Annotated in this window: 21 protein-coding genes; 5 read left to right on the forward strand and 16 right to left on the reverse strand. The window is 70.0% G+C overall.

All coding sequences use genetic code 11. The features are described 5' to 3' along the window. Positions 1 to 130: 130 nt before the first annotated feature. From N1031_RS03220 to N1031_RS03230, 3 genes are read right to left on the reverse strand one after another with little or no spacing between them, the layout of a single operon-like run. Positions 131 to 1,327, reverse strand: coding sequence for an ABC transporter substrate-binding protein (locus N1031_RS03220; RefSeq protein WP_259478151.1), 1,197 nt, complete (start codon positions 1,325 to 1,327; stop codon positions 131 to 133). 55 nt (positions 1,328 to 1,382) lie between these two features. Then, entirely contained in the window at positions 1,383 to 2,111 is a 729-nt protein-coding gene (locus tag N1031_RS03225; RefSeq protein ID WP_259478152.1) for a flavin reductase family protein, read from the reverse strand. Further along, entirely contained in the window at positions 2,104 to 3,222 is a 1,119-nt protein-coding gene (locus tag N1031_RS03230) for a DUF1989 domain-containing protein (protein ID WP_259478153.1), read from the reverse strand. Before N1031_RS03230 ends, N1031_RS03225 begins: the two co-directional genes overlap by 8 nt. A gap of 98 nt (positions 3,223 to 3,320) precedes the next feature. Here N1031_RS03230 and N1031_RS03235 point away from each other — a divergent pair, with 98 nt between their 5' ends. Further along, positions 3,321 to 3,992 carry a GntR family transcriptional regulator gene (locus N1031_RS03235; RefSeq protein ID WP_259478154.1) on the forward strand — a complete coding sequence of 224 codons (672 nt, stop codon included), beginning with the start codon at positions 3,321 to 3,323 and terminating at the stop codon, positions 3,990 to 3,992. Positions 3,993 to 4,102: 110 nt separating this feature from the next. Beyond that, positions 4,103 to 4,786 carry an endonuclease/exonuclease/phosphatase family protein gene (locus N1031_RS03240; RefSeq protein ID WP_259478155.1) on the forward strand — a complete coding sequence of 228 codons (684 nt, stop codon included), beginning with the start codon at positions 4,103 to 4,105 and terminating at the stop codon, positions 4,784 to 4,786. A gap of 3 nt (positions 4,787 to 4,789) precedes the next feature. On the opposite strand, the gene N1031_RS03245 is transcribed toward N1031_RS03240, so the two are convergent. The 9 genes from N1031_RS03245 to N1031_RS03285 all read right to left on the reverse strand — a co-directional run bounded on the left by N1031_RS03245 (position 4,790) and on the right by N1031_RS03285 (position 15,535). Continuing rightward, the gene (locus tag N1031_RS03245; RefSeq protein ID WP_259478156.1) at positions 4,790 to 5,854 is read right to left on the reverse strand and encodes a LacI family DNA-binding transcriptional regulator; all 1,065 of its coding nucleotides are present in this window, start codon (positions 5,852 to 5,854) and stop codon (positions 4,790 to 4,792) included. Beyond that, a complete protein-coding gene (locus N1031_RS03250; RefSeq protein ID WP_259478157.1) occupies positions 5,851 to 7,242 on the reverse strand; it encodes a glycoside hydrolase family 13 protein in 1,392 nt (463 codons plus the stop codon). The genes N1031_RS03245 and N1031_RS03250 overlap by 4 nt, the downstream gene beginning before the upstream one ends. Further along, positions 7,242 to 8,063 (reverse strand): carbohydrate ABC transporter permease, encoded by an 822-nt coding sequence (locus tag N1031_RS03255; protein WP_259478158.1) that lies wholly within the window; start codon positions 8,061 to 8,063, stop codon positions 7,242 to 7,244. The genes N1031_RS03250 and N1031_RS03255 overlap by 1 nt, the downstream gene beginning before the upstream one ends. Next, complete coding sequence (locus N1031_RS03260) at positions 8,060 to 8,956, reverse strand: carbohydrate ABC transporter permease (protein WP_259478159.1); 897 nt, start codon at positions 8,954 to 8,956, stop codon at positions 8,060 to 8,062. The genes N1031_RS03255 and N1031_RS03260 overlap by 4 nt, the downstream gene beginning before the upstream one ends. 95 nt (positions 8,957 to 9,051) lie before the next feature. Beyond that, complete coding sequence (locus N1031_RS03265; protein WP_259478160.1) at positions 9,052 to 10,317, reverse strand: ABC transporter substrate-binding protein; 1,266 nt, start codon at positions 10,315 to 10,317, stop codon at positions 9,052 to 9,054. A gap of 26 nt (positions 10,318 to 10,343) precedes the next feature. Beyond that, positions 10,344 to 12,227, reverse strand: coding sequence for a glycoside hydrolase family 13 protein (locus N1031_RS03270; RefSeq protein WP_259478161.1), 1,884 nt, complete (start codon positions 12,225 to 12,227; stop codon positions 10,344 to 10,346). A 90-nt stretch (positions 12,228 to 12,317) separates the two neighbouring features. Continuing rightward, the gene (locus tag N1031_RS03275; protein WP_259478162.1) at positions 12,318 to 14,195 is read right to left on the reverse strand and encodes an alpha-amylase family glycosyl hydrolase; all 1,878 of its coding nucleotides are present in this window, start codon (positions 14,193 to 14,195) and stop codon (positions 12,318 to 12,320) included. 146 nt (positions 14,196 to 14,341) lie between these two features. Next, positions 14,342 to 14,830, reverse strand: coding sequence for a DUF1707 SHOCT-like domain-containing protein (locus N1031_RS03280; RefSeq protein ID WP_259478163.1), 489 nt, complete (start codon positions 14,828 to 14,830; stop codon positions 14,342 to 14,344). 141 nt (positions 14,831 to 14,971) lie between these two features. Further along, positions 14,972 to 15,535 carry a TetR/AcrR family transcriptional regulator gene (locus tag N1031_RS03285; RefSeq protein ID WP_259478164.1) on the reverse strand — a complete coding sequence of 188 codons (564 nt, stop codon included), beginning with the start codon at positions 15,533 to 15,535 and terminating at the stop codon, positions 14,972 to 14,974. 78 nt (positions 15,536 to 15,613) lie between these two features. On the opposite strand from N1031_RS03285, the gene N1031_RS03290 reads away from it, so the two are divergent. From N1031_RS03290 to N1031_RS03300, 3 genes are read left to right on the forward strand one after another with little or no spacing between them, the layout of a single operon-like run. Beyond that, positions 15,614 to 16,072 (forward strand): nitroreductase/quinone reductase family protein, encoded by a 459-nt coding sequence (locus N1031_RS03290; protein ID WP_259478165.1) that lies wholly within the window; start codon positions 15,614 to 15,616, stop codon positions 16,070 to 16,072. Further along, positions 16,069 to 16,863 carry an SDR family NAD(P)-dependent oxidoreductase gene (locus tag N1031_RS03295; protein ID WP_259478166.1) on the forward strand — a complete coding sequence of 265 codons (795 nt, stop codon included), beginning with the start codon at positions 16,069 to 16,071 and terminating at the stop codon, positions 16,861 to 16,863. The genes N1031_RS03290 and N1031_RS03295 overlap by 4 nt, the downstream gene beginning before the upstream one ends. Before the next feature lie 44 nt (positions 16,864 to 16,907). Further along, positions 16,908 to 17,228 (forward strand): hypothetical protein, encoded by a 321-nt coding sequence (locus N1031_RS03300; RefSeq protein ID WP_259478167.1) that lies wholly within the window; start codon positions 16,908 to 16,910, stop codon positions 17,226 to 17,228. A 20-nt stretch (positions 17,229 to 17,248) separates the two neighbouring features. Here the strand turns inward: N1031_RS03300 and N1031_RS03305 are convergent, their stop codons facing one another. The 4 genes from N1031_RS03305 to N1031_RS03320 all read right to left on the reverse strand — a co-directional run bounded on the left by N1031_RS03305 (position 17,249) and on the right by N1031_RS03320 (position 20,560). Then, positions 17,249 to 18,943 (reverse strand): hypothetical protein, encoded by a 1,695-nt coding sequence (locus N1031_RS03305; RefSeq protein ID WP_259478168.1) that lies wholly within the window; start codon positions 18,941 to 18,943, stop codon positions 17,249 to 17,251. Between the two features lie 83 nt (positions 18,944 to 19,026). Further along, positions 19,027 to 19,644 (reverse strand): hypothetical protein, encoded by a 618-nt coding sequence (locus N1031_RS03310; RefSeq protein ID WP_259478169.1) that lies wholly within the window; start codon positions 19,642 to 19,644, stop codon positions 19,027 to 19,029. 2 nt (positions 19,645 to 19,646) lie between these two features. Beyond that, the gene (locus tag N1031_RS03315) at positions 19,647 to 20,201 is read right to left on the reverse strand and encodes a hypothetical protein (RefSeq protein WP_259478170.1); all 555 of its coding nucleotides are present in this window, start codon (positions 20,199 to 20,201) and stop codon (positions 19,647 to 19,649) included. Positions 20,202 to 20,335: 134 nt separating this feature from the next. After that, entirely contained in the window at positions 20,336 to 20,560 is a 225-nt protein-coding gene (locus N1031_RS03320) for a hypothetical protein (protein WP_259478171.1), read from the reverse strand. Positions 20,561 to 20,626: the final 66 nt, after the last annotated feature.

Raw genomic sequence — 20,626 nt, forward strand, 5'->3', positions numbered from 1 at the left:
GGAGTGGGCAGGCTGCGGCCGGCACGGAATGGGCAGGCCTGGGCCGGCGCCGGGCGGGCGAGCTACGGCCCGCACCGGGCAGGCGGGCCGCGGCGAACCGAGCCCGCCAGCGCCGAGCGCGACCGCCGCGTCAGAACCCGATCGCGGGGTCGATGAACTCGTTCGTGACGAGGTCGTCGGGCGTGAGTCCGGAGGCCGGCGACGAACCGAGCTTCTCGAACAGCGGCGTGGTGATGTCGACGATCTCCTGCACCCGGTCGAGATCGAAGTCGCCCACGGTGTCGTTCGATCCGTTGCCCACGAGACCGAGATCCACCTGTGCCTGCACCGAGTACGCGGCGACCCCCGGTGTGTACACCCATCCGTTGTCGAACTCCTCGACGGCCCGCAGGATGAGCTCGTTCGTCGCGGCCGGGTCGGCGTAGTAGTCGACGGTGGCCTGCTGGATCACCGGCACCAGCTCCGTGAGGCACGGCGACAGCGCCTCGAGCTCACCGGTGCGCACAGACAGCGCCGAGGCATAGATCGGGTAGCCTGCGTCGTGGATGAGCTGGAACGCCACCGGCTTGCCCCAGTCGGCGATCTCGTTCTCGTACACGTACGGTTCCACGGTCGCGAAGCCCTGCTGCGCATCCGCCCCACCGGCCGCGATGAACGACGCGGGCGTGCCGTCGTAGCTGCCGTCGACCTGCGCCGGGTCGAGGATGCCCGAGCCCGTGAGGTACTCCATGTACGCGGCGCCGCCGAAGTAGCGCACCACCGCGTCGGTCTCGCCGAGGTCGGCGATGGTCTCCACCTCGGGGTAGGTCTCCGGGTCCCACATGATGATCTGCGGACCCACCTCGAACGGCGCGAACACGGCCGTCGTGGGCATCTCGGCCGAGAGCTGCACAGCCTCGTCGGTGTTGGCGTAGCCGAGCGTGATCGAGGGGTCGGTGTACTGCTGACTGGTGACGGTCTGGAACCCGATCGCCGGCCCGCCCGAGCGCACCTCCACGTTCACACCGGTGTACTCGCCCGCCGCGAAGAGCGGGCCCGAGACGGCCTTGTTCTGGGCGTCGATGACGGCGCCGGGCCCGAGGAGCTGGTAGAGGTTGCCCTGCTCGGCCTCGGGGTTCCAGTCGGTCTGAATGACGACGGTGGCCGGGCAACCCGCCGCCGCGAGGTCGACCGCTCCGATGGGCAGGTCGGTGGCGGCGGCGGCGGCACCGGTTCCGGATGCGGGCGCCGAGCACGCGGTGAGGGCGAGCGCCGAGAGGGCGAGGGCCCCCACGGCCGCGGGCCGGAGGCCACGGCGGGAGAGGCGGGATGCAGTGCGATGGGACATGGGGTTCTCCTTGCTGAAGGGGTGGGTGCAGAACAGGCGGTGCGGGAAGAGACGTTCAGAGCTCGTCGATCGCGGTCGCGGCGGGTGCGTCGCGCACCGTGAACCGCTCCCGCGTGGTGGTGTAGAAACTGGCACCGAACCGCGCCACCGGTGCGTAGTCGGTGAGCCGCACCCGCCAGCGCTCCGTGTCGACGAGCTCGTCGCGGGTGTGCAGCGACACGATCCGGCCGATGATGATCTCGCGGCTCGCGGTGTCGAGCTTCTCGTGCAGCACGCACTCGAAGGCCACCGGGGCCGCGGCGATCGTGGGCGCCGACACCCGCAGCGACGGCCGTGTCGCGAGGCCGACGGCCGCGAGCTCGCTCACGCCGTGCGGCAGGGTGTCTCCGCACCGGTCGGCGGCCGCGGCGAGCGCCTCGTCGACCATGTGCACCACGAACGAGCCGGTGTCGTCGATGTTGCGCGCGGTGTCGCGGCGCCCGTGCTCGCCGCCGCGGTTGAGACTGATGAGCAGCAGCGGCGGCTCCTCCCCCAGCATGCAGAACATGCTGAAGGGCGCCGCGTTCACGGCCCCGGAGCCGTCGACCGTGGTGACCAGCGCGATCGGCCGCGGCACGATGAGACTCGCCATGAGCTTGTAGCGCTCGTACTCGCCGAGCTCCCCGAAGTCGACGTCGAATCCGCCCGCGCGACCGGCGACACCGCCGACGCCGCCGTCAACTGCGTCACCGACGCCGGCCGCGATCACACCTGCCCGCGCATCCGCGACCCCCACCTCACCCACGATGACTCGCCGCCCACCAGCTGAACACCACGTCGCGCAGTGCCTCCCCGGCGTCGCTGTACAACTCCCGCCGCCACAGCTCCTCGAGCGCCGACGCGCCCGCGGCCGACAGCGACACCGCAACGCCCTCGTAGGCGATGGGCGCGTTCGCGAACGCCGGAACGTACGACGGGTCGCGCCGCAGCGCCCGTTCCGAGCGGATGCGCGGCTGCGCGAACTGCGCCACCGTGCGCTGCGTGTCGTAGGCCACGAGCGGCGGCACCGCCTCGAGGTCGGCCGCAGACGCCCGCCACCGCTGCACGAGCACGGGCCGGATGGCGTAGTTCGACGTGGGCATCACGTCGGCCCCGCACACGTTGGGCACCGCGAGCACGTCCATGAGCGCGAGCAGTTCGACGTGGTCGCCCGGCACCGAGGCCTGCCGGCGGATCGCGGGCATCCCGTCGTCGACGACCGTGGCCATGAAGAGGTTGAACGAGTCGTGCACGTCGTCGGGCGTGAGCCCGTACTCGCGCTGCGCCTCTGCCTGGATGTCGGCGCAGTTCGTGTGCACCCCGAAGCCGTAGACGCTCTCGTAGAGGTTGGCGCTGCAGCGGGGGAACACCACGTCGTTGCAGTGCGCGGTGTCGGCGACGATGGCCATCATCGCCCGCTCCCGCGGCGGCGCCGACCAGAGGAAGTCGCCGGCGCCCGGGTTGATGCCGTGCAGCGTGCGGGTGCGCCCGGTGTGGAAGGCCTCCCGGTAGTCGTGCAGGTTGAAGCAGTTGAAGTCGACGCACTGCGCCCCGTCGATCTGCTCGATGCGCACGAGCTCGCCGGCCGGCACCTCGAGCGCCTTGCCGGTACCCGGCTGCAGCACGATCTCCTCGAGCAGCTCCCGCTCGGCCCCGACGGAGTGGCGGATGCGCGACCGCCAGTCCTCGGGCCGCGCCGAGGAGGCGGGCACCGGGAACCGCGCGAACTCACCCGCGAGCGACTCGGCGAGGGCGCGCTCGACCAGCGCATCGAGCGTCGCAGCCTCGCCCGCGGCCACGCTGCGCGAGAGCAGGGCGCGCTGCTGCTGATTGAGGCGCAGCTCCAGGATGCGCGGGGAGAGCAGGGTGTCGGTCATGCGTTAAGTATGCATGAATTCAGATTTTGGTATACGTAAACACTATGTTTCGTATTCCTGAGAGTGTTCGGCGCTTCGCGCATCCGTATACTGGCCCCATGTCCGATCGCAGCGCGACCGCGTACTCGGCCCTGCGCGAGGCGATCATGGAGAACGCGCTGAAGCCGGGCACCAAGCTCCCCGAAGAAGACCTCGGGGTGCACTTCGGGGTGAGCCGCACCCTCATCCGCTCCGCTCTGGCCCGACTGTCGGCCGAAGGCCTGGTCGACGTGGGCAAGACGAAGTCGGCGACGGTCGCACAGCCGAGCCCCGACGACGCGCGGGAGGCCTTCGAGGTGCGCCGCGCCCTCGAGCGCGAGGTCGTGCGCCTCGTCGCGCAGCGCTGGACGCCCGAGCTCGACGAGACCCTCACGACCCACATCGACGCCGAGCGCGAGGCCAGCGAGGCAGGCGACCACAAGCGCTCCGTGCGGCTGGGAGCCGAGTTCCACATCCTGCTCGCCGAGACGACCGGCAACTCGCTGCTGCGCCGCTACGTGTTCGAGGTGGTGGGCCGCACCACGCTCATCCTGGCCGTCTACGGGGTGGCGCACCCGCAAGACGAGAGCCTCGCCGAGCACGTCGAGCTCGTGGCCGCCCTGCGCCGTGGGGATGCGGCCGCTGCCGAGGCGCTCGTCGACGCGCACATCGGCTCGGTGCAGAGCCGCGCGCTGCCGGCCGAGGAGGAGCCGACCGACCTCGCGGGCGTTCTGAGAAGATTCACACACTGACAGTTCAGGCGACGGCAACCCCGTCGTGCCAGAATGACGTCGCTACCGCAACATCGTCAGCCGGGTCATCCCGACAGCCCCCGCAACAGAAGGTGCGAGCAACGAACGACATGGCACGCGAACTGAACATCGTCAGCTACAACCTGCGCAAACACCACGCCAGCGGTGAGCTGAACGATCTCGCCTCGCTCTACGACGTCGACATCCTCTGCCTGCAGGAGTGCGACACCGACGACATGCCCGAGCGCATCAAGCACCTCGTGCTCGCCGACTCCACCAAGACCAACCGCCTCGGCCTCGCCGTCTACCACCGCGAGTCGCGCTTCGAGCTGCAGGCCACCCGGGTGTTCGCGCTGCGCAAGTCGATGCACGACCGCGTGATGGCGCCGGCGCACGAGCGCCTGCTCGCCGCGAAGCTGTTCGACCGCGAGATCGAGAAGGAGATCCTCGTGGGCTCCTTCCACGCCGCGCCGCTCACCGCGTCGAACTCGCTGCGCCGCAAGCAGATCGCGGCGGCGCACCACGAGCTGCGCGTGATGGGGCCGGGGCTGCCGACCGTGATGGTGGGCGACTACAACTACCCCTGGTTCCGCTCGAGCCTCAGCGAGCGCATGGAGGAGTCGGGCTACCTGCTGTCGTTCAGCGACAAGCCGACCTACGCGCGCTACAAGTACTTCAAGGGGCACTTCGACTTCGTCACCTCGGCGCACACGCGCATCGACTCGATCGACACGCTGCCGCAGGGCGAGAGCGACCACCTGCCGATCCTCGTGCGTGCGGGCGTGGAGGAGTAGGGGTCAGGCGCCCTTCGGCACCGGGCCGGTGGAGTCGCGCACGAGCAGCGCGGTGTGCAGCCGCTGGTGGTGCACGGGCGGCTCGCCGGTCGACGAGATCGCCTCCACGAGATACTCGGCGGCGAGGCGGCCCTTCGTCTCGATCGGCTGCCGCACCGTGGTGAGCGAGGGCGACGCCCAGTTCGCCGCGACCGTGTCGTCGAACCCGCTCACCGACACCTGACCCGGCACCGACACGTCGGCCTCACGGGCCGCGTCGAGCACACCGAGCGCGATGATGTCGCTGAACGTCACGATGGCGGTCGGCCGCTCCCCCTCGGGCGCGCTCCACAGCTGCTGGAACGCCTGGGCACCCCCCGCCCGCGTGCACGCCACCTCGATGAGCGTGATGCCGGGGCTCTCCGGCGTGAGGTCGAGCGCAGCGAGAGCGGCGATCGCCCCCTGCATCCGCCTCAGCACCGGCCCGCGCCACCCGCGGTGCCCGCCACCCGTGCCCGACTCGAAGGCGACGAGCGCGATGCGCCGGTGCCCGAGGTCGAGCAGGTGGGTGACGAGGTTCTCCATGCCCTCGCTGTCGTCGATCTCGACCGAGGGAACGTCGCCGTGCAGCTCGCTGTCGACGAGAACGAACGGGATGCGCCGCTGCCGCAACGCGTCGACCTCACCTCGGTCGTGCTCCAGCCCGCTCACGATGAACCCGTCGACGGCCGCGTAGGGGATGGTCTTCAGCATCGATCCGCGCAGCGGCGGCGCGAGCAGCAGGGTGAAGCCCTCGCGCTGGCAGGTCTGGCCGATGCCCTGGAGGAACTGCGTGTAGTAGGGGTTCTCGAGCACCCGGTCGAGCTGCTGCGGCAGCAGCAGGCCGAGGCTGTCGGTGCGGCGGGTGCGCAGCATGCGCGCGGCCGGGTCTTGGGCGTAGCCGAGCTCGGCGGCCACCTCGAGGATGTTCTTCACGGTGGCCTCGGAGAGCCGCGTGGAGTTGTTGAACGCCAGCGACACCGCGGTCTTCGACACGTTGGCGCGGTCGGCCACGTCTTGCATGGTGACGCGGCGGTTGCGGGCGCTCATGCGGCGTCCGTCCGCGCGGAGTCCGCCCGAGCCGCGTCCGTCCGCGCGGTGAGCAGCACCGACGACCCGGCGGGCACGAGCACGGCGTCGCCCGCCACCCCCCAGCTCTCACCCGCGGCCAGCGGAGGCAACTCGGTGAGCGGCACCTCGACGGCGCCCCCGCGGTTCACGATCCGCACCGCGGTCTCGCCGTCCTGCATCCTCCGAGTCACCACTACAGTATCGCCGCCGATCGCCGACACCCGCTGCGAGCCCCGGCGCAGCGCCGGCGTCGCCCGCCGTTCGGCCCCGAGCGCGCGCACCCCGGCGAGCAGCCCCGCATCCCACACCGACTCGTCCCAGGGCATGGCCCCCCGGCAACCGGGATCGTTCTCGCCCACCAGCCCCACCTCGTCGCCGTAGTACATCATCGGCGCCCCCTCGGCCGAGAACAGCAGGGTGTAGGCGAGCAGCGCCGCCGCCCGGTCGCCACCGTGCCGGGTGAGCACCCGCTCGGTGTCGTGGCTGCCGAGCAGGTTGAGCATGCCGGTGCGGTAACCCTCGGGGATGCGGTCGGTGAGCCGGTTCATCCCCTCGGCGAACTCCGCCGCCGTCACCGAGCGGTCGGCGGTGAAACCCAGCACGAGGTCGCGCAGCGTGTAGTTCATGGTGCCGTCGGCCAGGTCGCCCTGCAGCCACTCCTCGGGCTCGCGCCACTCCTCCGCCACGATGTAGAGGTCGTCGCCCTGCTCCTTCACCACCTCGCGGAACCCGCGCCAGAAGCTGTGGTTGATGAAGTAGGGCACGTCGAGCCGCCAGCCGTCGATGCCCTGCTCGATCCAGTACCGCGCCACCCGGTGATGGTGGTCGCGCACCTCGGGGTTGTAGGCGTTCCACTTGGGCAGGTAGTAGCAGCCCGAGCAGGTGCGGTAGTTGGGCACCGGATGCGCGGTGACCGGGAACCCCTCCACCGAGAACCAGTTCACGTAGGCCGAGTCGCGCTCCTTCTCCACCACGTCGCGGAAGGCCCAGTGGCCGTCGCCGCAGTGGTTGAGCACCGCGTCGAGCACCACCCGCATGCCCCGCTCGTGCGCCGCGGCGAGAAAGGTCTGGAAGGCGGCGAGGTCGCCGAGCCGGTGGTCGATCGCGAAGTAGTCCTTGGCGTCGTAGCGGTGGTTGGTGTCGGCCTCGAAGATCGGCGTGAGGTAGAGGGCGTTCGCGCCGAGCGACTCGATGTGGTCGAGGTGGGCGGTGATGCCGGCGAGATCTCCCCCGAAGAAGTTCTCCCGGGTGGGCTCGGCGTTCCACGGCACGACGCCCGGCGGGTCGAGCGAGGGGTCGCCGTTCGCGAAGCGCTCGGGGAAGATCTGGTAGAAGGTCGCGTCGGCGACCCAGTCGGGTGTGCTCATCAGTCCTTGAGTCCTGTCGTGGCGATGCCGCGCACCAGGGCGCGCTGGAAGAAGAGGAAGACGACGATGCTCGGGATCGTCGCGGTGAGGGTGCCGGCCATGAGGTAGTTCCACGAGGTGCCGTAGCGGCCCACGAACGAGGCGAGGCCGATCTGGATCGTCCTGACCTCATCCGTGTTGGTCACGAGCAACGGCCAGAGGAAGTCGTTCCACGCGAACAGGAAGCTGAAGATGGCGAGGGTGGCGAACGCCGGCGTCGACAGCGGCACGATCACCCTGAAGAAGGTGCCGATGCGGCTGCAGCCGTCGATGCGGGCCGCGTCTTCGAGCTCGACGGGGATGGTGGAGAAGAACTGCCGCAGCAGGATGATGCCGAACACGTCGGCCAGCCGCGGCACGATCAGCGCCCAGTAGGTGTCGATCCAGCCCAGGTCGGCCACGATGGCGTAGGCCGGGATGATGGTGACGAAGGTGGGCACCATCAGGGCGGCGAGCAGGATGACGAACAGGGCGTTGCGAAACGGGAACCGCAGCCGCGCGAAGGCGTAGGCGGCGAACGCGTCGAGCACGAGGTGGCCGGCCACGATCCCCACCGCCATCACGATGCTGTTGAGGTAGTACTGGCCGAACGGCGCCGCCTCCCAGGCCTTCGCGTAGTTCTCCCAGTGCCATGAGGTGGGCAGGATGGAGGTGTTCGTGTAGGTCTCGGCGCGGGACTGCAGCGAGGTGGTGAACATCCACAGGAACGGCACGATCACGAAGGCGCTGCCGGCGATCAGCACCGCCTGCCGCAGAACGGTGAAGCGGGTCGCGCGCCTCATCGCAGCGACGACTTCCCGGCGCCCGAGACACGCCAGTTCACGAGCGAGACGCCCAGCACGAGCGCCAGCGTGACGAAGGCGATCGAGGTGCCGTAGCCGAAGTCGCCGAGCCGGAACGCCTCGCGGTACATGAGCATGCCGAGCACCTCGGTGCCGCCTTGCGGGCCCCCTCCCGTGAGCACGTAGACCAGGTCGAAGGCCTGGAAGCTCGTGATGAGCGCCTGCACCACCACGAAGAAGGTCATGGGCGCGAGCAGCGGGATGGTGAGGTGCCGCAGCCGGTGCCAGAACCCGGCGCCGTCGAGCTGGGCGGCCTCGAACACGCCCTGAGGCAGCGCCTGCAGGGCCGTGAGGTAGAGGATGGCGTTGAAGCCCAAGTTCTTCCACACCGTGAGGGCGGTGAGGGCACCGAGCGCGAGCCAGCGGTCCTGCAGCCAGTCGGGGCCGTCGATGCCCACGAGGGCGAGCAGGCCGTTCACGAAGCCGGCCGGGTCGAGCATGTACTTCCACACGATGGCGGCGGCCACCGAGGAGGTGACCGCGGGCAGGAAATAGATGCCGCGGTAGAACCCGCGACCACGCAGCGGGGCGTCGAGCAGCAGGGCGATGGCGAGCCCCGTGGCCACCGAGAGCACGCACACGCCGACGGCGTAGACGCAGGTGACCAGCAGGCTGTTCCAGAACTCGGGGTCGTTGAACAGCCGCACGTAGTTGTCGAACCCGATGAACTCCTTCACGGGGTCGAAGCCGTTCCACGAGGTGAGGCTGATCTGGCCCGCCGCGACGATCGGGTAGACGACGAAGACGCCGATCACGGCCAGGGCGGGCAGGAGGAAGAGGGCGGCGGTGAGCACCTCGTCGCGGGCGTAGCGCTCGCGGCGCGCGCCGCGCATCCGGCCCTCGTCGCGGGGGTGGGAGGGGGGAGCCCCGCCCCGGCCGCCAGCGCGACCGGGACGGGTGCCCGATTCGATCACGGCCACGGAGCCGCTCAGCCCTGCTCGATCACGTCGTCGACCGCGGCCTCGGCGGCGTCGAGCGCCTCCTGCACGGTGGCGTCGCCGCTCAGCGCCGTCTCGATCGCCGTGGCGAAGGCCATCGAGATCTTCGGGTAGAGCGGGGTGTTGGGGCGGGCGTGGGCGTCGGCCATCTGCTCCACGTAGGGCAGCAGCCGGGGCTCGGTCTCCTCCACCCAGCCGAGGTAGTCGTCGCTCGTGGCGACCGAGGTGGTGACGGGCAGCATGCCGGTCTGCTCGCTCCAGCTCGTGACCTGCTCGGGCTCGAGGAACCAGCTGAGGAAGTCGGCCGCGGCCTCGGTGGTCTCGTCGGAGTTGTCGAACACCATGGCCTGCTCGCCGCCGAGGTTCGTGGCCGGCACCCCGTCGGAGGGGTACGGCGCCTTCGCCGTGCCGAACTCGAAGGGCGGGTCGGCGGCCCAGATGCCCACCATCCACGAGCCCTCCTGGGCGGAGCCGCCCTGGCCCTTCTCGAACTCGCCCCACTTGGCGTACGGGCTCACGCCCGACTCGATGAGGTCGACCCAGAACTGCAGCGCCTTCTCGCCCTCGGGGGTGTTGAAGGCGGCGGCGGAGTTGTCCTCGGTGAGGAACTCGCCGCCGGCCTGCCACAGGTTCACCTGGAAGTTCCAGGTGAGACCCTCGCCGTTGTCGCCGGCCTGGGTGAACAGGTCGTAGCCCGGCAGGCCCGTCTTCTCGAGCACGGCCTTGCCGTCGGCCATCAGCTCCTCCCAGGTGGTGGGCGGGTCTTCGGGGTCGAGGCCGGCCTCCTCGAAGAGGGTCTTGTTGTACATGTAGGCCAGGTTGTTGGCCGAGACCGGCACCGACACCTGCTTGCCGTCGATCGTGCCGAACGAGGTGAGCGCCGGCGTGATGTCGGCGAGCGTGTCGGCCGGGATGTACGGGGTGAGGTCGGCGAGGCTGCCGATCTGCTCGATCTGCGGCACCCACACGAGGTCGCCGATGGCGAGGTCGGGCAGGGTCTTCGAGGTCGCCGAGGCGCGCAGCTTCGTGAGGAAGTCGGCGTTGGGCACCTGGGAGGTGCTGATCTCCACGCCGGGGTGCGAGGAGTTGTACTCGTCGACCATGGCGTCGAAGGTGTCGGCGTTGGTGCCGTCCCAGTAGTGCCACACGGTGACCTCGGTGGTACCTCCGCCGTCGCCGCCCGAGGCGCTGCAGCCCGTGAGGGCGAGCAGGCCCGCGGCCCCGATCGCGGCGAGTGTGAGTGGTGTGCGGTGCATCGTTGCTCCTTGGTGTGATCGCGGGCTCAGGCGCCTGCGGGGTGGTGAGGGGAGGGGTGCGAGTCGTCGTCGACTCCGTGGTGCGCCCCGGCGGTCGCCTCCGCGTCGGCGGCCGTGGGGTGTCGCGCGAACCAGGCCGCGCTGTCGGGCTCGACGAGGTAGGCCTCGCCGGGTCCGGGGTCGTGGGGGCCGCTGTGGGTGGCGGCAGGGATGGGCGGTGCGGAGTGGAGCACCGGGCGAACCGCCCAGTCGGCGGGCACCGTGACGGCGGCGTCGCCGAAATTCACGACGCAGACGCCGTCGCCGCGCCGGAAGGCGAGCACGTGAGGGTCGGGATGCTCGAGCCACTCGAGCGCAGGGGTGGCGGTTGTCGAGAAGAGCGATCGACGCAGCCGCAGCAGCTCCTCGGTGAGGCTGAGCGTGGAGGCGGGGTCGGACCGCTGCCGATCCACCGCGAACGCGTCGAACCAGCCGGGTTGCGGCAGCCACGGCGACGCGTCGGAACCCTCCGGCGTGAAGCCGAAGTTCGCGGCGCCCGCCTGCCAGGGCAGGGGCACGCGGCAGCCGTCGCGGCCGATCTCCTCGCCGCCCGAGCGCAGCCAGATCGGGTCTTGGCGCGCATCCGGTGGCAGGTCGAGCACCTCGGGAAGGCCGAGCTCCTCCCCCTGGTAGAGGTAGGCGGTGCCCGGGAGGGCGAGAAGGAGGAAGGCGGCGGCGCGGGCGCGGCGCATCCCGAGCTCCACGTCGACGGCGCCCGTGCGGCGGGCGGCCGAGATCATGTCGGTGGGGTCGGGGGCGCCGAGGTGCTGCTCCTGGCCGTAGCGGGTGGTGGCGCGGTGCACGTCGTGGTTGGCGAGCGCCCAGGCCGGGGCGCCGCCCGTGGCCGTGCCCTGCGCGAGCCCCGCGGTGACGGCCGCGCGCATCCGTTCGGCGTGCCAGGGCTGCACGAGCAGGTCGAAGTTGAAGGCCTGGTGCAGCTCGTCGGGGCGGAGGTAGGCGCCGAGGCTCTCGATCGAGGGCACCCAGATCTCGCCCACGAAGTACTTCGGCTCGGGGTGCCGTTCGCCGAGCGCGCGCCAGGAGCGGTAGATCTCGTGCACCTCGGGCTGGTCCCACATGGCGTAGTTGTGGCCGCCGGTGCCGTCGTCGGCGCCCGGCCAGTCGGCGAGTTCGGCGCTCTTCACGTGACCGTGGGCCACGTCGATGCGAAAGCCGTCCACGCCGCGGGCGAACCAGAAGTCGAGCACGCGGTCGAAGTAGTCGGCCACCTCGGGGTTCCGCCAGTTGAAGTCGGGCTGGCCGGAGTCGAAGGCGTGGAAGTACCACTGGCCCGGCCGGCCGTCGCCCTCCACCACCCTGGTCCACGCCGGGCCGCCGAAGACGCTCTGCCAGTTGTTCGGCGGGGTGTCGCCGCCGGGGCCGCGACCGTCACGGAAGAGGAAGCGCTCGCGCTCGGCGCTGCCCGGGCTCGCGGCCAGCGCATCCTGGAACCAGGCGTGCTCGAGGGAGCAGTGGTTGGCCACGAGGTCCATCAGCACGCGGATGCCCCGCTCGTGGGCGGCTTCGACGAGCTGTTCGAGGTCGGCCACGGTGCCGTAGGCGGGGTCGATGTCGAAGTAGTCGGAGATGTCGTAGCCGTGATCGCGCTGCGGCGAGACGTAGCAGGGGTTGAGCCACACGGCGTCGACGCCGAGGCGGGCGATGTCGTCGAGGCCGTCGCGGATGCCGGCGAGGTCGCCGATGCCGTCGCCGGAGGAGTCGCGGTAGGAGCGCACGTAGATCTGGTAGACGACGGCGTCGCGCCACCAGGGTGCGGGCGGGGTGGGTGCCGGGGGTGCGGTGGTGGCGGTGCTGGCGGCGAGGCCGCCGGTCGCGCTAGCGGTATCGGTGCCGGTGGTTGTCGTGTTCACGGATGCGGGCTTTCGGGTCAGGAGGCTGGGTGGCCCGTCCGGGCGGCGCCGTTCGCGGCCGCGCCGCCCGGACGGGGGCTGGGTTCCGGGTCAGAAGGTCGGATAGACGTCGATCACGTCTCCGCCCGTCCCGGTGAAGTTGGAGCCCGTCGACCACGTGGTGTCGTCGATGAGCGCCTTGAACTCGAAGGTCTCGCCGTCGGGGATGCGCTCCACCTCGAACTCCCACACGTCGGAGGCCACGTTGCGTGCGCCGCGCCCCGCCGTCCAGGTGAAGGGGTACTCGTCGCCGCGGATGGCGATGGAGTGCCCGAGACCCACGTTGTAGTGCACGCGGATCTTCGTGGTGTTGCGCGCCTCGGGCGAGTAGCTCGACACCGGGGTGCCGGGGGCGTACACCTTCGACTCGTGCTCGCCGAGGCTCACACTGATCTGCTTGCCCGTCACCCCGCCCGAGGTCACCGTGACGGTGTCGCTCGTGTTCATGAGGTTGGTGAGCACGGTGCCGACCGTGATGGAGCTCTCCGACCGCAGCGGGATGGTGCGGGTCTGGGTGCTCCACGAGTTCGACGACAGCGTGATGGCCTCCGCCCCGGTGGTGTCGACGCGGCGCGAGAAGCCGTACACCGAGGTGTCCGACCACATCTCGCGCTGGGTGCCCACCTGCAGGGCGGGGTAGGCCGCCTTGATGGTGGTGAGGCGCTGGATGTGGTTGTAGAGGTTGGAGTCGTCGTCGAACGTGGTCATGTCCTTACGGTTGTCCTTGTTCGCGATCGGAACCTCGTAGGGGTTGCCGTTGCCGTCATCCGCCTGCTCGGTGCCGTAGTAGATGACGGGCACGCCGCGGCTCGTGAGCAGGAAGGTGAGCCCGGAGCGCAGTCGCTGGTAGTTGTCGTCGGCCCAGGTGAGGAAGCGCGCCCGGTCGTGGTTGTCGAGGAAGGTCTCGAGCCGGTTCGGGTTGGAGTACTTGTAGTCCTGGTCGAACAGGTCGCCGAGGGCGTTCATGTCGGTGTCGGCCGAGAAGGCCTCGCGCACGGTGAAGAAGTAGGGGAAGTCGAGCACGCCCCACTCCGAGTCCTGGTACTCCGACACGTAGTCGACGTCGCCGACGAACACCTCGCCGAAGGTGGGCACGCCCATCTCGGTCTCGAAGTCCTCCAGCCAGTCCTTCGGAACCGAGCGGGCCGCATCCACCCTGATGCCGTCGAAGCCCATGTCGACCCAGTCCTTGTAGGTCTCCATGAGGTAGTCGTTGACGTCGGGATCGGACTGGTCGAGGTCGTCGAGGCCACCCAGGTCGCAGTTCTCGATCTGCGTCTGGGTCTCGAGACCGTTGAAGAGGCAGTCCCCGTTGTGGTGGAAATAGGACGGGTCGTCGAGCGGCGCGGCCGGCTTGTACGTGGAGGGCGAATAGGTGGTCGAGGTGCCGGCCAGGTAGTCGGCCGTGTGGTTGGGCACGGCGTCGAGGATCATCTTGAGGCCGAGACCGTGGGCGGTGTCGATGAGCTCCTGCAGCTCTGCGGTGTCGCCGAAATGCTCGTTGGGGGTGGCGAAGTCCTTCGTGAAGTAGCCGTGGTAGCTGGCCTCGAGGCCGTCGCGCGAGAGCGGCTGCTGCTCGGAGACCGGGGAGAGCCAGATGGCGGTCACGCCGAGGCCGGCGATGTAGTCGAGCTCCTCGGTGAGGCCGGCCCAGTCGCCGCCGTGGTAGAAACCGAGGTCGTCGGGGTCGTACTCGCCGTCGCCCTGGTCGTTGTTGGTGGGGTCGCCGTCTTTGAAGCGGTCGACGAGCACCTGGTAGATGACGTCGCCCTCGGCGAGCGGGCCCGGGGAGACGGGCGGGTCGGCGTAAGCGGGGGTGGAGAGTGCGGGGACGGTGAGCGCGGTGGCGCACAGGGCGAGCCCTGCGGTGACCGCGGTGGTGCGGCGCACGCGCTGCGATGCGCGTGCCCTCTGGCGTGTGGGTGACATTCGATACCATCCTGACTTCGTCGTCGGAAATGCATCTTGGCCGCGAGATACACAATTTACTAAATCGATAAAACAGGATGGCGTGGAGGTGTGTCAAGGGGGTGTTTTCGGGGGGTGCGGCCCGCGCGGCGGGCCGCGACCGAGCGCTACGGGGTGCTGCGGCGGCTGCCGGCGCCGTACACGACGATGCCGGCGATGGGGATGAGGGCGAAGAAGATCCACGACCAGCGGAAGCCGTCGGGGATGAAGTACCCGCAGAGGAAGAACAGGCCGAGCGCGATGAACGGCATGATGCTCACGATCACGACACCGGCGCTGCCCCAGAGGGGGCGACGCCGGGCGGAGTCGTAGTCGTCGCGCGGCGCTGGCGCGGCCGGGGCCGCCGCCGGCGCGGCGGGCTGGAAGCCCGAGGCCGGCGCGGGCTCACCCTCGTGCACGGTGTCGGGCAGATCGGCGAACAGCGGCGCGAGGTCGCCGCGCGTGACGGCGGCGCGGGCCGAGGCCGACCGCTCGGTGAACTCGTCAGCGGTGATCCGCCCGTCGGCGAGCGCACGCGACAACGCCGACACGGCAGCGTCGCGATCGGCGTTGCTCAGCCGCAGAGCAGCGGTCGCGGGATCGTCGTAACTGGCCATACCCCCACTTTGCCGCATCCCCCCACCCCAGCGCATCACCCCTCTGGCGATTTCCACCCACCCCGTCGCTCGCCTCACGCACACGGTTCTGCATAAGAATCCGGGGTGGCGTGTGCATAGTGTCGATGCCACCCCGGAATCCTATGCAGAACCTACGCGCCCCTGACCGAGCAAGCGGTCGACCGCCGCGACGGCTGCCGCGCGGCGCGACTCAGGGGTGGCGGAGGGGTCGGTGGCGAGCAGGCCGGCGGGCGCGAGCTGCCACGCCTGGGCGATGGCGTAGATCATGACGAGCAGGTCGACCGCCGTGAACACTGCCGGCACGCGCATCCGCACGGCCTCGGCCTTGGCGAGGTAAGTTTCGAGGGGTTCCGACGCCGACTCGGGACGCTCGAGCTGCGCCCAGAGGCAGATGCGCAGCACCTCGGGGCGGCGCTGGTGGAAGTCGAAGAGCTCGCCTGTCCACGCCGCGAGATCGTCGGCGCGCGGCGGCACCTCCTGCGCCATGCTCTCGATCGCGTGCGTGAGAGCGGCGTCGAAGAGGCCGCTCTTGTTGCCGAAGTAGGCGTAGATCATGCGCACGTTGCTGCCGGCGTCGCTCGCGATGCGATCGACCCTGCCACCCGAGTGCCCGTGGGCGGCGAACTCGGCCACCGCGGCGGCCAGGATGCGCGCCCTCGTCGCCTCCGCATCTCGCTGGACCATGCCAACCCCTCCCACTGCCGTTTGACAGCTCCGCTCTCCGCGCCTAGCCTATAAGTAAATAGATACTTACTTAGGAGCATGATGGATCCGCGAATCGCGCAGGCGCTCGCCATCACCCCGGCTTCACGCGCCCGGGAACGTACGATCGACATCACCACCACCGGAGCCCGCACGGGTCGCGCCCGCCGCATCGAGGTGTGGTTCTACCGGGTGGACGAGCAGGTGTACCTCAGCACGTCGCCCGCATCGCGGAGCTGGTACGCGAACATCCTCGCCAACCCGGAGTTCCTGTTCCACCTCAAGCACGGCGTGCGGGCAGACCTCCGCGCCATCGGCACCCCGGTGCTCGACCGGGCCCGCCGAACCGCCGTGTTCTCGGCGATCGTCGACGACCTCAATCAGCCGTGGAACCCTGCCGGCATCCGCCAGCCCGTCGAACCCGTCGAGGAGTGGGTTGCGGTGAGCCCGCTGGTCAGCATCCGCTTCCCCGACCTGGAAGAGTCCGACCGCGCCACCCCCGAAGGAGACCCACGATGACCGAGCCCACTGGGCCCACCGACTCCACCGCTCCCACCCCGAAGATCGCCACCGTCACGGGCGCCAACCGCGGACTCGGGCGCGCGACGGCGCTGGCGCTCGCGGCGGCGGGTTTCCGGGTGGTGCTCACCCACCGCGGCGGGTCCGACGAGGCCGATCGCGTGGTGGCCGCGATCCAGGATGCGGGTGGAGACGCGCTCGCTCTACGACTCGATCTCGCCGAGGTCGAGTCCTTCCCCGCTTTCGTGACCGCGCTCCGCCAGCAGATCGACATGCGATGGAACGCCACCACGATCGACGTGCTCGTGAACAACGCGGGCATCGGCCTCTTCGGCCGCCTCGAAGACGCGACCGTCGCCGACTTCGACACGCTCATCGGCACCAACCTGCGCGGCACGTTCTTCCTCATCCAGGCCCTGGTGCCGCTCATCGGGCAGGGAGGACGCATCATCAACGTCTCCACCTCACTCACCCGGCACGTGAGCCCCGCGACCTCGCTCTACGCCGCCTCCAAGACCGCGGTCGAGGCGCTCACCCGCAGCCTGGCCGTGGAGCTCGGGCCCCGCGGCATCCGCATCAACAGCATCGCGCCCGGCCCGACGGCCACCGACTTCAACGGCGGCGCCATGCGCGACGACCCCGAGCTGCGCAGCACTCTCGCGGCCCACACCGCTCTCGGCCGGGTCGGGCAGCCCGACGAGATCGCCGACGCGATCACCGCCCTCGCTTCCGTCGGGATGCGGTGGGTGACGGCCGAGCGCATCGAGGTCTCGGGCGGCAGCCTGCTGTAGGCCTGCGGCTTCGCACTGGTGCGGTGCCGGCGGATACTGGAGGCGTGCCCCTTTCCGGACCGATGGCTCAGGGGATCGCCGTGATCCTGTCGGTCGTCGCCGCCATGGCCGCCGGAATGCTGTTCCTGTACCTGTTCTACAGCCACGGGTACGAATGCCCGACTGTGGTGATCGACGGCGTCTTGGAGGCGACCGAGGCTCGCACGGGCTGGTGGCCGGTGGGAATCTCTTGCCAGCGATCGGACGGATCCGGCGCACCCGATTGGGGCCTCACCCTGTTGCTGCTCATCGGGCTGGGCACGGGTTTCGCCTCCATCCCGCTCTGGGTGCGCCTGGCCAGGACGCGCGGCACGGTCGGGGCGTAGCGGCGGATCGGCTGACGCGATCAGTGGCAGGAGTCCTCGGGGATGCCGCTGCCGTCAGGGTTGTTCACGACGAGCGAGATGGCGGGCGCGGTCGAGATCGTCGCGGCGGCCTCGCCCACGCTGCGCAGGGTGCCGGTGAAGCTCGGCGTGGTCGGATCGGCCGTGGTCGCCCAGGCGACTTCGACGGTCGCTCCGAAGTCGGTCGAGAGGTGGCCGGTGAGAATCCAGACGGCGGCGTCGGGGTCTGGATGCGCGCGGAGGCTGCCGACCGAGGCGGCTTCACCCGGCTGCGGGGTGGTGATGGTGGCGTTCACGGCGGCGACCGTGGCCGCACTCGCGTCTGTGCAGCGAGGCGTGTCCGGCGAGGCGCCGTCCGGCCAGAGGTCGCCGCCGGCGGGTGTCGGCGACGAGGGCGAGCCCGGTCCTGATGCCTCAGCGACAGCGGCAGGGGTCGCCGTTCGGCCCAGAATCAGGTCGCAAGGAAGCACGGCGTCCCATCCCTCCGGTGCCGTGGGGATCGTGGCCTCCGAGGCGCCGGCGCGGCAGCTCTCCAGCGCGGCGGCGTAGCCCGTCCCCCAGGCCGGGCCGTCGTCGCGGCGAGTGACCGGCGCGGTGAAGTTCAGCAGCTGCACCGCGACGCACGCGACCAGCACCACGGCACCCAGCACCCTGACCGCGATCGATCGGAAGGCGAGGAGCTTGTCGGCGGCGAGCACCACGAGTGCCAGCAAGAACATGGAGGGCACCAGACCGTATCGGAGGATGAACACCGATGCCAGCTGCTCCTGCGTCTGTTCCGAGTAGAGCAGTCGCGGGCCCGCGTTCGCCACGGCGCTCGCGACCCAGGTGACGGTCGCGCCCGCGAGCAGGGCGAGAAAACCCGGGTAGTCGGGCCACCGCGATCGCGCGGCTATGAGCCCGGCGGCGAGCACGAACGGCAGCGCGAAGACGAGCCCGATGGCCCATCCGTAGGTCGTGAGCAGCTGCCCGGTGTCGGCGGCGGAGCCGGTCATCCCTCCGACGAGAACGTTCTGAACATAACCGAGAAGCGCATTGAGGGCCGTCATGGGCGGTCCCGAGCTGGGATCACGCGGCGAGATCAGGGTGCCGATCACCTGAGCCGCGCCGCCCACGAGAAGAGCTGCCCCGACCGGCCAGGTCTTCTTGTGCCGGATCTGGAACGCGACGAGCGGAAGGAACAGCAGCGCCTGGATCTCGGTCAAGACCGTCGCCATCATGAGGGCCGCCAGAATCGCCGACTGCCACCATCGACTCGGTCGGAACAGCAGCAGCCACGGTGCCAGCCAGAGGCACAGCCAGTGGATGTTCGCGGAGTTGCCCAGCACCTCGAAAGGCAGCATCGGGGCGAGCACGGTGATCAGGGCGAGAGTCGCACGCGCCCAGAGCGACGAGACGACGTCTCGACTGAGGAGGAACACGAGACCCGCGATGGCACCGGTGAGGAGGCAGATGAGCCTCGTGACGGTGAGGCCGTAGTCCGACAACGGTGCGATCGCGGTGGCGGCGTCGGTCACGAGGCGGGGCACGAACTGCAGGTAGCCCTGGTAGACGTGGAAGAGGCTGCCCAGCATGCCGAGGTCGTACCGTTGCTCGAGGAAGAAGCGCCCGTCCTCTGCCCAGACGACCCCGCGGGCTACGGCGGGGATGCGCGCGTAGGCGATGAGCGCGCAGGCGAGGGAGATCGCGGCGGTCAACGTCGGGATGACCCATGGCCGGCCGGCTCGGCGCGCGCGATGGCGCTGGGGCTGGGGCTGGAGCTGCCTCGCTTCTGGCGCGGTCACACGAGGGCCAATCGAACCCGGCGGGCGGCGGTCTCCACGACAGCGGAGCTCGCTGAGAAGACCCCGAACCGAGCCCACATCACCACCGGAAACTCCCGCGCCTGGCCATCCACCACGATCGCTAACCAGAGCGCGCGTAGGGTCCAGAGCCCCTCTCTCGTGGTGCCTGCTGTCACGCTCACCACGCTCGCCGCATCCATCACCGCGTCGGCGGGCTCACGCCCACCGTGCCTGACTTGCAGCCCGTCGGGCGTCACGACCAGAAGGAAGTATCGGCCCAGCGGTCGCCGGGCAGCAAGCACCGAGCGCATCGTCCTGTCCTCGTCGAGCAGCCGCCTGAGGTGGGGTGATGCTCCGGCTCGCACGATGACCGCATCCGGTGTCTCTGTCGCCACCGCGCGGGCCGCCGACCACGACCAGGCCGAGATGAGTCCCACGGCCAGGCCGTAGATCGCCAGAGACCCGACGACCAGGCCGAGAATCGTCGTCAGCCGGTCGATGGCCTCGGACTGCGTCGCGTGGCTCAGGGCGAGGATCGTCGAGCCGGCCCCGATGATGCCGAGGGCGGCGAAGTACACGGCATTGCCGGTTGCGGGGTCGGCGTTTCGTGCCATGGTCACATCCTGCCGTCTTCGGCTGCCGTCGCTGCGCTCAGCACGGCCGAGATCTCGGCGGCCAGCGTCGAGGTCGCTGTCCCGCCGCGGGTCAAGATGCCTGTGCGGCCAAGCGGCGCGAGCCGCACGGGTTCAGCCAGCCCCGTGACGGTGATTTCGAGCACGTGCACAGGACTGGTGGTCGCGAGTGCGGCGTAGCCGACTCCGACGCTCGCGACATCGGATGCGGGGATCACGGCGACCGGCCTCGCTGCGGTGCCGCCCCACCACAGTTCGATCCCGTTCGAGCCCACGTGGACGGGCGTGAACACGTGGGGGCTGTCGGACGCACCAGTGCCGTAGCGAGTCCAGGCTTCGTGGATCGATCTGTCGCGGGCGGCGATGAAGCGGACGCCCGTGCCGGACCGTTCGCGCGTCATCACGCGAAAGGCGAGGCGGCCCGGTAGGAGCACCGCGAGGCCGACGGCGGCGCACAGTCCGATGGCGGTGAGCGCACCCCAGAGCGGCACCCAGAGGTCCGGCGTGCCTGACGAAGTCGACGAGCGGACGAGCGCCACGACGATGAGGAGTGCGACAGCAGCACCCCCTACCGCTACTGGCACGAGAACACGGAACCTGGACAATCGCCTTCAGCCTCCCGTGAATCGCACGACCCGCGCCTCGCGAATCCGAAGCCGCGTGTTGGTTCGGGTCACGCGCCGACCTTCAGGATTGCCGCGGTCAGGACAATGACGCTGATGAGGAGGAGCGAGCACCCGTAGAACACGAAGAAGCTTGGCGTCGACTTCTGTGCGGAGTCTCTGGGCAGGGGCGTCCGCTTCGTCTCGATTGTCACGGCAAGGAGTTCGGCGAGAGAACGTCGGAAGGCAATCGCAAGGACACCGGCTACCCCCGCTATAAGACTGAAGACGATCATTTCACCTCACTCTGATGGGTCGAGATCACGGAAGTGCTTGTCACATGGGTCGCGCGCCCGTCACCA

The organism is Herbiconiux moechotypicola, assembly GCF_024979255.1.
Lineage (GTDB): Bacteria > Actinomycetota > Actinomycetes > Actinomycetales > Microbacteriaceae > Herbiconiux > Herbiconiux moechotypicola.